The sequence below is a fragment of the Treponema vincentii F0403 genome, assembly GCF_000412995.1.
Lineage (GTDB): Bacteria > Spirochaetota > Spirochaetia > Treponematales > Treponemataceae > Treponema > Treponema vincentii.
Window position 1 is genome coordinate 148,579 of sequence record NZ_KE332512.1, and the last position, 12,077, is coordinate 160,655.

Here is a 12,077-nt window from a genome sequence, read left to right on the forward strand (position 1 = left end):
CGCAGACCGATGAGTTTTCTCGGGCACTGCACAGCACCCTTTCGGCGTGCCGCACAGCAAAAACCGCTTGTCAGCCTCTGTGTTCCGGTGTACGGGACGGAGGGGCTGATTGGGCGGTTTTTAGACACCGTGCTACGGCAGGCGGATGCTCCGCTTTTTGAAACTATCATTGTAAACGACGGCAGCCCCGGCACGAAGGAACTTGGGCGTATCATAAAAACGTACGCCAAGCAGTTTAAAATGCAGGGGCTGCCGCTCGTGTTTTTGGAACACGGCAAAAACCTCGGGCTTGTCGAAGCGCGTCGTACAGCGGTGAATGCGGCAGCGGGGGCATACCTCGCCTTTGCAGACTCAGACGATGAGCTCCCTTCCGGTGCACTCCGCATCCTGTACGATGCCGCCTGTGCGTCCGGCGCGGACATTGTGCACGGGAAAGCTGCGGTATTCGGTACGGAAGGGGAACCCGAAGCGCGCATCGCTTCCTTTACGCGGAAAGCGCAAAACGTATACACGGGAACGCTTACCGGCGATGCAATTATGCGCGGGTTTTTGCTGGAACAGCGCTATGCGGACTTTTTGTGGGGCAAGCTCTTTAAAACAGCGCTTATCCAAAAAGCCTACGCAGAAATCCCCTTTACCTACTGCACGATGGCGGAGGACGTCCTTACATACTTTTTTATCGCCTTACACGCCGGAACCTATCTCGGAATTAACGACACCGTCTACAACTACCGCATCAACACCGGTGTAACGTCCCGCAAAGAAATCACCGATCTTGCCGAATGGCAAAAAGTGTGTTCCACCTCCTCGGTTTTTACTATTATCCTTTCTTATCTAGATGAACACCCTATTCCGGACAGCCGTATACGCGAAGCGGTACAGGCATTAGGGCGCATATACCGTGCCGATAACCTCAAACAGCTGGAAGCCTGCGTGGTTCCCTCATTACAGGCAGAAGCACGGGCTCTGCTGGATGAATGGTGGGGGAGATCAATTCATAATTCATAATTATGAATCCGCTTCAAACTTAGGTAAAAACGCAGGGCTTAACCGGTATGCGGCGGCGGCAATAAGCGCAATCACAAGAAAGAGCGCCGGCAGCCAGTCTTTCAGCTGTGCGTAAAATGTCCGCCGGTACGGGTAGATCGGCACCGAGACGCTCAGCGCATCTGAGGTAAAGAGCGGAAGACTTGCGGTAATGTTTCCGACGGGATCGACAACGCACGTATAGCCCCCGTTGGTAGAGCGGACAAGCGGTGTCCGTAGTTCTATGGCACGGAAATAGGCAACGGCAAAATGCTGATATTCCGCACTCGCCGTTTTTGACCATGAATCATTGGTCAGATTAATTAAGATATTGCTGTTCTGATTATGCAAATCGGCGCAGAGTGTCGGAAAAGCATCTTCAAAGCAGATGGGGGCGGCGAACCGGATGATGTTTCCGTTCTGTGTTGGGAGCTTCATTGTTTTGTATTCTTTTCCCGGCATCCAGCCCGACGAAAAACCGACTAATGAATCAAAGAAACGCTGTACAAGCGGATGATCGGTGAAGGGGATGTATTCCGCAAAGCAGATCAGCTGTATTTTTGCATAAGTGTCGAGTACTGTTCCGTCCGGTGCGATAAGGTAGACGGAATTTGAGTATTTTCCTCTTTCGGCATCCTGCAAAAGGGGAGAGCCCGTTAAAATCGGAATATTCATCCGTTGCAAAAAATCGGTGAAGGATTCATCAACGGGAAGCCGCCGGTAGTAATCTTGAAATTGATCATACCCATACGCGAGGCTGCTTTCGTTCCATACGATAAGATCCGGCCGCACCGGCGATTCGTTAACCGCCTTTTCGGTAAGCTCTTGGTTGTTATGTAGATTGTCAAAAAATAAATCGAGGCCGGAAACCCACGGGTCGGTATTTTGCTGTACCAATACGAGCGTAAGAATTTGCTGCGGCGTCTTTTTTTCGTGCATACGGAAAAGTCCGTATCCGTTAACCAGCAGCAGCAATGCGGCGGTAAATACCAGCGGCCGGACAAGCGGTCTTCCATGCCGTTTGGAAAAGCCGGCGGTTACTCCCATAGCTGCGCGGACTATTTCTGCCAGCAGCGCCGAAATAAGCGCCATTAGCGCGGTTATCCCCCATACGCCGGTAATGTCCGCTATTTGAATGAGCGGACGCAGCGGCAACGCAGTCATCGAAATACTTCCCCACGGGTAGGCGACAAAGCCGCTTCCCTTAAACCATTCCCACAGCGTCCATAAACCGGCAAAGGCGAACGGACGCAGGCTAAGGGGTATTTTCATTGCATAGTAAAACCAGTTTCCGAAAAGGAAGCCGAGAAAAAAATAGGCGACGGTAGAAGCACCGAGTGTAAAAACAGCAAAGTTTTCAAAATATGCCAGCCAAAAACTGGAGAGCAGGTGCGTAAGGGCTATCATAGCGCCGAACATCCGCGCAGTACGTCTCCGTGTCGGACTGTTGCAAAAAGCCGTATACAATGGTATGAGCGCTATAATGCCGAAAAAAGCCGACCCGAAATGCAGGTATTCATTCGGTATCCCTAAAGAAAGCAGCACCGCAGAGCATAAAACCGCTAAAAAAGATGAAATAACCGACATAATTTTGAAGCAATTTAATCATTTTTCTTGAATTGTTTCAATATAAGGGATATTATAGAAAGTATGCAGAAGATTCTACCGTTTCATGTAGACGAATATGGAGATGAGCCTGAAGTTACCGTTGCGGTTCCCGGGCGCTTTCACCTTTTAGGCGAGCATACATGGTTTGCGCAGGGCAATACGCTCTCAATGGCAATCGATCATTATCTCTATCTTTGCGTTTCAAAAAGAAAAGATTCTAATTACCGGTTCCTTTCTTTATCTCTTAAAGAGCGGAAAAAAGTTGCAGCCGTAAATTTGCGGTACCGTAAAGAAGACCGTTGGGCTAATTCGATAAAGGCCGTTATTCTTTCTTTTATGGATCAAGGGATTGAAATGACGGGGCTCAATTTTACCATCCTGTCCGAAATTCCTGCCGATGCCGGTCTCGGTACGCCGAATGCGCTTAAGGTCGCTACTGCAATGGCATTGAGGAAGGTATTTGCACCGAGACTTACCAAAGCCGACCTTGTAGATATTCTTGAAAATGCAAACGTACAGCACCTTAAAACCTATCCTCACCGTGCGGATATTTTGTGTGCGTTATATGCAAAGGCGGGGCACTGCGTGCGGACAAATCACCGGCGGAAGACAGCCGATATTTATCCCTTTCCCATCAATAACTACCGGATTATTTTAACGGATTCGCGGGTACCCCGTTTGTTGGCGCGCGAGGAGCTGAATCATCGAATCCAAGAATGTATGGAAGCGTACGAGCGGGTAAAGAAGATGCCTGATATTCCAAAGGATTTCAGTAAGCTGGCCGAAAGCGATCTTGAAGAGCTTGCCATCCCTGAATCGGTACGCCGGCGGGTGCTGTATATTATCCGCGAATCCATCAGTGTCGATGACGCGATCGACGCTTTAAAGAAAAACGATTGGGTGGTCTTTTCGCGCATTGTAACCCGTTCCCAAGAAAACCTGCGCGACCGCTTTGAAATTTCCTGTCCCGAATTGGATTGGCTGGTTAAGCGGGCAATGGAATTTGTGGCTCCCGATACGAACGATATCGTGTGTTCCCGGCTCACGGGAAGGGGCTTCGGCGGATGCACATACAGTATTTTGCGGGCTAACGATATTCAAACGTATATTGAAAAACTGGGAGATTATGAACGTATTTTCGGATTTAAACCTTTGTATTATAAAGTGAAGCCTTCCGGCGGCGTACGCATACTATAGGGGAGAAACTAAATGGATACGGTTCTTAAAGAAGGTATACAGTTCTATCGGGAGAATCGATACGAGGATGCCCTTGCCGCATTTTTGAAGATTTCTTCTAAAGATACAGAACTCAATTTCGACTTAGCGTATTATATCGGTCTGTGTTATGCCAGCCTTCTGCAATACGATGATGCGCTCGTTTATTTGGAACAAATTATCACTGCAGGAACCGATATTGCCCGTGTGTATCAATGCCGGCTCATCTTGGCTTTTATTTATACCAAAACAGGACGCAACCGTTTGGCGGAGTTTGAACTTTCCAAACTTTTGGACGCAGGGTACGATTCTCCGCAAGTGCATACCTCGATGGCCTATTTGGCATACGAGCAGAAGAAAGTTGATAAGTCGCTCAGTCTGTATGAAAAAGCGCTTGAGCTTGACCCCGATAATTCCACGGCGCTTAACGGGTTAGGATATATTCTTGCCGATACCGAAAAAGATTTAACCCGCGCTTTAATCTTGTGTAAAAAAGCGCTTGATGCGCAGCCCGATAATCCCGCCTATTTGGATTCGTTGGCGTGGACATATTACAAGATGGGCTTTGATACCGAAGCGCAATCATATATCCAACGGGCGGATGCGCAGCTCCCCGATAACGCAACGATTAAACGCCATCTGCAGTATATTATGATGAATAGATGATAGAGGTCTTTTTGAGACTGTCCGAAAACTTTAGGTTTTTAGAAAATTGCCGAAAGGATTAAGTATTATGTGCATAAAGAAACTATTACAAACAGCCGGTTTAGCGTTGCTCATAGCGTGTGCCGGTACGGCGCTGTCCGCACAAACCAATGCGCTGCAGCCCCGTCTAAGCTCCGCCGATCGGGATCACGGGTTTGAAGAATTCCGCCGCGGTGTGCAGGCATATTACCGCGGAACCTTTAACGAAGCTATTCTGCTGTTTGAAAAAGCCTTAACACATATTCCCGGCGACCCGCTCATCTTGGACTGGCTCGGACAAGCTTATTACCGCTCCGGTATAGAGGGCGCTGCACTTGAGCAGTGGTCGGCGGCATCGGCTTCCGGATACGGCGGACAGCTGTTAAAAAATAAAATAGAGGTAGTAAAAGAGCGGCGCGGTTCTCAGCCCGATTTTGCGGAATCGGTACGCTATGTGGAAACCGCCGTATTTGAATCCAAGCGAGGAACGGAAGTCTTTTTTAAGCAGCCGCTGTCGGTTGCTGCAATGGGAGACGGCAGCTTTTGGGTTGTCGCCTACGGTTCTAACGAATTGGTTCACTTCGATATTAACGGAATTATTCTTGACCGGACGAGCGGCCCATTGCAGGGTTTTGACCGGCCGTTCGATATTTTACCGCTTAAAGACGGAAACTTGCTCATTTCCGAATTTGCCGCCGATAGGCTTTCGCTTCTTACCAAGGACGGTAAATTTATTAAATCGTTCGGTACGAGGGGAAGGGGCGACGGGCAGTGCATCGGTCCTCAATTTTTAGCGCATGATTCTTACGGGAATATTTTTGTAACGGATTTCGGCAATGCCCGTGTCGTGGTGTTTTCTCCGGACGGGGAAGGTCTCTTTACGTTCGGGCAGCGAAGCGGTATATTCCCGGGCTTTACCGCTCCGGCAGGGATCGCCATCTTGGACGATTTGGTCTATGTCGCGGATGCCGTGAAGGGTTCAATCTATGTATTCGACACGGCGGGCAACTATATCAGAACGCTGCTGCCGGACGGCAGTATCGTGCAGGCGGAGTCGATGCGGGTGTGGAAAAACAACCTGCTGGTTTCCTGCGCAAATAAGGTATACTTGGTCGATATAGGTTTGGCGAGCTTATACACTGTTGCGAGTTTGGGCAATGCGCCCGCCCGTATCACTGCGGCAATTCCCGATGCAAACGGCAGCCTTTTGCTTGCAGATTATAAAAACGGAAATATTCAGGTTTTTTCTCATATCAACGAACTCGCCGGCGGCTTGTTTGTCCGCTTTGACCGCGTGTATGCCGATAAGTTCCCGACGGTTACCGTCGATGTCCGCGTAGAGAACCGGATGGGGCAGCCGTTGGTCGGCTTAACTGAAAACAATTTTTTCCTCACCGAATCGAACCGGCAGGTTAATGATTTTGCCTTAAAGGGCGCCGCCTACCTTAATACCGGCTGCGATATTGCCGTTGTGGTCGAACGCTCTCCTCAGTCGGAAAAAGAAATTGAACTGGTTAGGACGGTCATAAGGGAATTTGCCGAGGCAATGCAGGGGAAGGGCACGGTTTCCATTGTGTCGGCGTCTCAGCTTCCGGTACTGGAAGGAAAATTTTCCCCCGAAACGCTCATTTCGCAGCCTCTTAAATTGAAGGCGGCATGGTCGCCGGTATGGAATTGCGATCTTGCACTTCGGCTTGCGACCGGAGAGCTGATTAATGCCGCGCCAAAACGTGCTATCGTATTTTTATCGTTTGAAGATATCGGATCCGACAGCTTTAAGCAGTACAGCTTAAACGATCTCGCCGCGTATATGACTAACAACGGCATCCGTTTTTATGCGGTTAATCTAAGACCGCGGACATTACCCGCGGAGCTTGCATATCTTTGCGTAAAAACCGGCGGCGAAAGTACGTACATCTATGCAGAAAAGGGGCTTTCACCGATTATCGAAGATTTAATCGAAAAGCCGATAGGCTCATATCAGCTGAGTTATACGTCTACATTGCCCACTGACTTCGGCCGTGCCTATTTACCGGTTGAAGTTGAAGTACGCCTTTTAACCCGTTCAGGCAGAGATGAGACCGGCTATTTTGCTCCGTTGGAATAAAACCGATTGTAAATATTCGGCGTACTTTTTGGGTTTTACTAAACGGTACGCCGTTATAACCGAATAAACTACGAGCTGCAGCTTTCGCACTCTTCAACTTCCAACGAACGGCTCCGGACATAGTAGACGGATTTTATGCCGTTTTTCCATGCTTCAACATAGAGATTGAGTACCTGCCGGAAGCTGTAGTCATTGGTAATATAGAAATTCATGGACTGCCCCTGATCAATATGGCGCTGCCGGAGCCCGCAGGCGCGGATGCTCCAGAGCTGATCTATCGTGTGGGCGTTTTTATACAGCCAATACGTGTCGAGCGAAAGAGCAGGGGCGACGCGGGGGACGAGCGAGCCTTTCTTTTCTTCCAAAAAGTACCGCTTCATAATGGGATCGATGCCGGCGGTGGTGCCTGCGACGATGGAGGTGGAACTGGTCGGAGCAACCGCTAACAGGTAGCCGTTCCGTATGCCGTGCCGGGCGACTTCTTCCCGCAGCGCATTCCACTGCTCCGAATGATAGCGGCGTTTTTCAAAATACGCGCCGGTTTGCCAATCGCTGCCTTCAAAAAGTCGATACGCGCCTTTCTCTTGTGCAATCCGCGTACTTGCCTGCACTGTATAGTAGTTAATTTTTTCAAAGAGCTCGTCAGCAAGTTTGAGGTGCGCATCGCTTTCCCACGCAATGTGTTTTTTTGCGAGCAGATGATGATAGCCGGACACGCCTAAGCCGATAGCGCGGTACTGTTCGTTGGTGATCTTTGCATACGGCACGGGATAAAAGTTAAGATCGATGACATTATCCAAGGCGCGTACCGCCGCTTCAATGATGCCTTCCAGTTCGGCATCGTTATCGGTGTCGATATTGCCGAGCACAAGAGACGCAAGGTTACACACAACGAAGTCGCCGGGTTTTGTAACGGTTACGACGACGGTTTCTCCATCCTGCGTTTGAATTTCCGTGTTGACCGCGTGGATCGGGCTCATGTTTTGCGCGATTTCGGTACAGAGATTGGAACTGTAAATCATGCCTTTGTGCCCGTTCGGGTTGGCGCGGTTTGCATGGTCGCGGTTAAAGATAAACGGCGTACCTGTTTCTACGGCGGATTTAAGGATGAGACGTACCAGCTCCTTGACGGGAATTTCCCGTTTTGAAATGCGGTTATCGTTGATGCAATCCTTGTAGCGTTTTTCCCATTCTTCTCCGTAGAAGTCTTCGAGGGCATAACCTTTTACGGTAAGGATTTCGTGCGGGCACATCAGATACCACGAAGCGCCGATATCCTCATCGACAGTGCGCCAAAACAAATCGGGACAGCATACCGCCGGGAACACATCGTGCGCCTTCATGCGGTCGTCGCCGTTATTGGTGCGGAGCTGTAAGAACTCAGGCACATCCTTGTGCCACACATCCAAGTACACCGCGACCGAACCCTGCCGCACCCCGAGCTGATCGACGGCGACAGCTGTATCGTTGGCAAGTTTAATCCAGCGGATTACACCTCCTGCCGCCCCTTGGAAGCCGCGGATGGGCGCGCCGACTGCCCGCACCTTGCCGAAGTACAGCCCCATACCGCCGCCGAATTTGGAAATCTTTGCAAAGTTGTCGATGCTGCGGTAGATGCCGTCCAAAGAGTCGGGAACGGTGTCGATAAAACAGGATGAAAGCTGATGGTAAGGTTTACGGGCATTGGACAGGGTTGGCGTCGCCATCGTAACCTGTAAACTGCTCAGCATGAGGTAAAAGCGGCGTACCCATTCCATCCGGTCTTTTTGCTCATGCAAGGCAAGGTGCAGCGCGATTCCTAAAAACATCTCCTGCGGCGTTTCAAGCGGAATATGTCCCCGTGTGGAAATAACATACCGGCGCAGCAGCAAATCCAAACCGCTGTAGGTAAAAAGGTCGTTTTTGCTATTATCGATATAGGCGTAAGCCTGTTCCAGTTCTTCTTTTGAATAACCTGCGCGGATATAGGCGCCGTAGAGTCCTTTTTCTTCCAAATAGGTTAACTTGTCATAGAATGATCGGATATTCCGCTTTTCAAGTTCGGTTTTAAGTTTACCGGAAAAGTCGAGCATCAAAAAACGGGCGGCGATAAATTCCCAGCGGGGAGCTTCCTGCGCGGTCAATTCAACGGCGGCCTTGATCAGCAAGGTTAGCAGTTCCGCCTCGGTCATATCAGGTTTCCGAAAAGATTCAAACTTATGGAAGAGAAGCGTGAGGCTGTATTGATCATCCGGGAAATCCTGCTGAATGCGGGTCAGCACCGGCAGAATATCAATCAGAGTAAAGTGAGCGGCAATAGCACGCCGCGCATCCCGCTTTTTTGTCTGTTCAACACGGTACAAAATAAAATTTTTCACCTCGGCATAGCGGTTATGCTCGATCAGCGTCTTTTCTACCAAATCTTGGATGGTCTCAACCTGCACAGGGCTGCCGTTTTTGCTCAGTCCATATATATCGGCTTCGATTTCTGCGGTCATCTGCCGTAACAGCGCGCCGGTATCGCCGTCCTTCTGCTGTGCTTCCGTACCGGTTACGCTGTTAAACGCCGCCTGCATCGCAAGCGTAATTTTTTCGGCATTGTAGGCTTCCCTCTCGCCGTTTCGCTTAATAATATCCATTCCTAATTTCCTTATTGCGCTGATTCTAATGGGAAAGCGCCATGGCGTCAACAGGCCCATTTCCAAATACTCCGCTCATGCCTTAAAATCAAGAGATACGGTATGCGTATCTCTTACGATTCAATTTATAATGTCTATATTAGAATGGAATTAGAATAACCGCTAAAGAGGCCTATTCTATATTAAAGAAAATTTTTAGCAACTGACAGACATATAAATCAATAAAAATTTATTGTTGCATTATCGATTGTTTCGTTGTACAATAATCACCATAATAAATAACCTTAAGGGATTTGGGATAAACATTGAGGTAAAAAACCGGCTGTGCGTAACGATGTAAGGAGTGTTATGGTGGAAATACGGGATGTTTTACAACGTGCATATGAATATGGGGTGCAATATGTTGATAACGGGGTAGTTGCAAACTACATCCCCGAACTTGCGAAGGAAGATAAAACAAAGGTTGGCGCTGCGCTTATCGATACGGACGGCTCGTTATATGAGACGGGCTCTTCACGACACAAGTTCAGCATTCAAAGTATTGTCAAAATTATTATTTACCTCTGTGTACTTGAGCACTATGATTTTGATTATATTCAAAAGTTTATCGGCGTAAAACCGTCCGCAAAGCCGTTTAACAGCATCATCGCGCTTGAGTTAAGCGATAAGAATATTCCGGTTAATCCGTTTATCAATGCCGGCGCCATCGTCGGAACCTCGTTATTGTATGAAAAATACGGTAATAATACGTTCGAGATGATTCTTAACCGGACACGCGAAATAGTCGGAAACGATAAGATCGATTACAGCAGAAGTATTTTCAATTCGGAAAGCTCCTCTGCTTTTGCGAATAGGGCGCTGACCTATATGTTGTTAAACGGAAAAATCATCCCTGCAACAGTTAATGTAGAAGACCTGCTAAACGTATATTTTAAAAGTTGTTCCATTTTGGTTGATGTGCGGGATTTGGCTCAATTGGGATTTGTGTTGTCGAGGGATGGTAAAGACGGAGACAATAAGCAATGTTTAAGTGGGGCTCATGCTCGGATATTACGGACGATTATGGCGACTTGCGGCACCTACGATTATTCCGGAGAATTTGCCATCAGGATAGGATTACCGGCAAAAAGCGGAGTGGGCGGGGGTATCGTTACTGCGTCACGAGCGGGATACGGCATCGGCGTTTTCTGTCCAGGCCTGGATTCTCATGGAAACTCCTATGTAGGAACACGGATACTTGAGCTTATTGCACGGGAACTCAACTTAAATATTTATTAAAGGTAAAAATATACCGATAAACATACGATACATCGTTATTTTTAGGAGGAAAAAGTATGTTGGAAATGTTAGGCGCCATTATTGCGCCAATCAACAGTTGGCTCTACTACCCCATCTTGATTATTTTGCTGCTGGGTGTAGGGATCTATTTTACTGTCCGTTCGGGATTCTTACAGGTACGGTTACTCGGAGAAGCGTTTAGAGTTACCGTCGAAAAACCGATGAAGGAAGGGGACGTATCGTCGTTTCAGACCTTGATGGTAACAACCGCATCAAGAGTCGGTACCGGCAATATTGTCGGTGTTGCAAGTGCTATTTGCTTAGGCGGTTACGGCGCGGTGTTTTGGATGTGGATTGTCGCGATTATCGGCGGTTCGTCTGCATTTATCGAATCGACACTTGCGCAAATTTACAAGCGACGGGATGAAAACGGCGGCTGCTACGGAGGTCCTGCGTATTATATCGAAACAGCATTAAAGAGCAGAATTCTCGGCATTATTTTTGCGATCAGCCTTATTCTTACGTATGCAATCGGCTTTAATATGCTTGCCGCGTTCAATTTACAAACCAGCTTTACCGTCTACAGTTTTTATGACCCGAAAGTAACACCCTGGATTATCGGCGCCATATTGGCAGTGATGACCGGTTATTGCTTGTTCGGCGGCGGAAAGCGCATCTTGAAGGTAACATCAATTTTAGTTCCCATCATGGGCGCAATTTACGTTGTTGTTTCACTCGTGATAGTCATCATGCATATTTCTGCAATGCCGGCGGTTTTCGCACGTATTTTTGCCGATGCATTCGATTTTAAAGCGATCTTCGGCGGTGTTGCCGGTTCTTGTATGATGTACGGTATTAAGCGCGGGCTTTATTCCAACGAGGCCGGTATCGGTTCGGCGCCGAATGCTGCAGCTACGGCTCTTATCAGTCATCCCGTTAAGCAGGGGCTGGTACAGATGCTTTCGGTATTCCTCGACACGCTTATTATATGTAGCGCTACTGCCTTTATGTGCTTTAGCGCCGGTATAGAGCCGTCAGAATCCTTAACCGGTGCGCCGTATGTGCAGGCTGCCTTGTCCTCGCTGATGGGCAATTTCGGAAACCATTTTATCACGTTCTCGCTGATATTATTTGCTTTTACCACCCTGCTCGGAAACTTGTACTATGTTGATGATAACCTCGCGTACATTTACGGGAAGGTTCCCGGCAAAACCTTTATGCTGGTGTTTTGTTGATGGGCATTATGGCCTTGATTAACTTACCGGCAATCTTCCTTTTAGGAAAGACCGCACTGAAGGCTTTGAAGGATTACGAAAAACAGCGCAAAGAAGGAAAAGACCCGGTATTCCATGCAGCCGACATCGGTATGCAGGAAAAACTGGATTTCTGGAATTAAAACTTTTTTTAATTATGGATACGGACGTCTAAAGATAAGAAATTTTTAGGCGTCCGTTTTATGAGAACTGCATTTTCTAATGTTCTGTGTTGAGGGATTTGCTAATTCTTTCGAAAAAGCCGTATAGCGATTATTTACGGCGTGT

The 12,077-nt window shown here is 48.2% G+C and carries 9 protein-coding genes; 7 read left to right on the forward strand and 2 right to left on the reverse strand.

From position 1 onward, the window contains the following. Window positions 1-9: 9 nt before the first annotated feature. Entirely contained in the window at window positions 10-1,008 is a 999-nt protein-coding gene (locus tag HMPREF1222_RS00710; RefSeq protein ID WP_038076374.1) for a glycosyltransferase family 2 protein, read from the forward strand. On the opposite strand, the gene lnt is transcribed toward HMPREF1222_RS00710, so the two are convergent. Continuing rightward, on the reverse strand, window positions 1,009-2,613 hold the full coding sequence (gene lnt, locus HMPREF1222_RS00715) for an apolipoprotein N-acyltransferase (RefSeq protein ID WP_016517786.1): 1,605 nt from the start codon (window positions 2,611-2,613) through the stop codon (window positions 1,009-1,011). A gap of 63 nt (window positions 2,614-2,676) precedes the next feature. On the opposite strand from lnt, the gene HMPREF1222_RS00720 reads away from it, so the two are divergent. From HMPREF1222_RS00720 to HMPREF1222_RS00730, 3 genes are all read left to right on the forward strand, one after another. Next, window positions 2,677-3,831: a galactokinase gene (locus HMPREF1222_RS00720; RefSeq protein WP_006188186.1), complete on the forward strand. Its 1,155-nt coding sequence runs from the start codon at window positions 2,677-2,679 to the stop codon at window positions 3,829-3,831. A 12-nt stretch (window positions 3,832-3,843) separates the two neighbouring features. Continuing rightward, window positions 3,844-4,515 (forward strand): tetratricopeptide repeat protein, encoded by a 672-nt coding sequence (locus HMPREF1222_RS00725; protein WP_016517787.1) that lies wholly within the window; start codon window positions 3,844-3,846, stop codon window positions 4,513-4,515. 67 nt (window positions 4,516-4,582) lie between these two features. Next, complete coding sequence (locus HMPREF1222_RS00730) at window positions 4,583-6,640, forward strand: hypothetical protein (protein WP_016517788.1); 2,058 nt, start codon at window positions 4,583-4,585, stop codon at window positions 6,638-6,640. A 68-nt stretch (window positions 6,641-6,708) separates the two neighbouring features. Here the strand turns inward: HMPREF1222_RS00730 and HMPREF1222_RS00735 are convergent, their stop codons facing one another. Then, a complete protein-coding gene (locus HMPREF1222_RS00735; protein WP_038076377.1) occupies window positions 6,709-9,258 on the reverse strand; it encodes a ribonucleoside-diphosphate reductase subunit alpha in 2,550 nt (849 codons plus the stop codon). 348 nt (window positions 9,259-9,606) lie between these two features. Between HMPREF1222_RS00735 and glsA the strand changes: the two genes are divergently transcribed. From glsA to HMPREF1222_RS13225, 3 genes are read left to right on the forward strand one after another with little or no spacing between them, the layout of a single operon-like run. Then, on the forward strand, window positions 9,607-10,536 hold the full coding sequence (gene glsA / locus HMPREF1222_RS00740; protein WP_016517790.1) for a glutaminase A: 930 nt from the start codon (window positions 9,607-9,609) through the stop codon (window positions 10,534-10,536). A 56-nt stretch (window positions 10,537-10,592) separates the two neighbouring features. After that, on the forward strand, window positions 10,593-11,771 hold the full coding sequence (locus tag HMPREF1222_RS00745; protein ID WP_016517791.1) for an alanine/glycine:cation symporter family protein: 1,179 nt from the start codon (window positions 10,593-10,595) through the stop codon (window positions 11,769-11,771). Window positions 11,772-11,779: 8 nt separating this feature from the next. Further along, a complete protein-coding gene (locus HMPREF1222_RS13225) occupies window positions 11,780-11,932 on the forward strand; it encodes an alanine:cation symporter family protein (protein WP_280451483.1) in 153 nt (50 codons plus the stop codon). Window positions 11,933-12,077 lie beyond the last annotated feature (145 nt).

Bases quoted from the DNA above. Each gene is read 5' to 3' on its own strand.
- HMPREF1222_RS00710 (WP_038076374.1), top strand. From the start codon at position 10: ATGAGTTTTCTCGGGCACTGCACAGCACCCTTTCGGCGTGCCGCACAG.
- lnt (WP_016517786.1), bottom strand. From the start codon at position 2,613: ATGTCGGTTATTTCATCTTTTTTAGCGGTTTTATGCTCTGCGGTGCTG.
- HMPREF1222_RS00720 (WP_006188186.1), top strand. From the start codon at position 2,677: ATGCAGAAGATTCTACCGTTTCATGTAGACGAATATGGAGATGAGCCT.
- HMPREF1222_RS00725 (WP_016517787.1), top strand. From the start codon at position 3,844: ATGGATACGGTTCTTAAAGAAGGTATACAGTTCTATCGGGAGAATCGA.
- HMPREF1222_RS00730 (WP_016517788.1), top strand. From the start codon at position 4,583: ATGTGCATAAAGAAACTATTACAAACAGCCGGTTTAGCGTTGCTCATA.
- HMPREF1222_RS00735 (WP_038076377.1), bottom strand. From the start codon at position 9,258: ATGGATATTATTAAGCGAAACGGCGAGAGGGAAGCCTACAATGCCGAA.
- glsA (WP_016517790.1), top strand. From the start codon at position 9,607: ATGGTGGAAATACGGGATGTTTTACAACGTGCATATGAATATGGGGTG.
- HMPREF1222_RS00745 (WP_016517791.1), top strand. From the start codon at position 10,593: ATGTTGGAAATGTTAGGCGCCATTATTGCGCCAATCAACAGTTGGCTC.
- HMPREF1222_RS13225 (WP_280451483.1), top strand. From the start codon at position 11,780: ATGGCCTTGATTAACTTACCGGCAATCTTCCTTTTAGGAAAGACCGCA.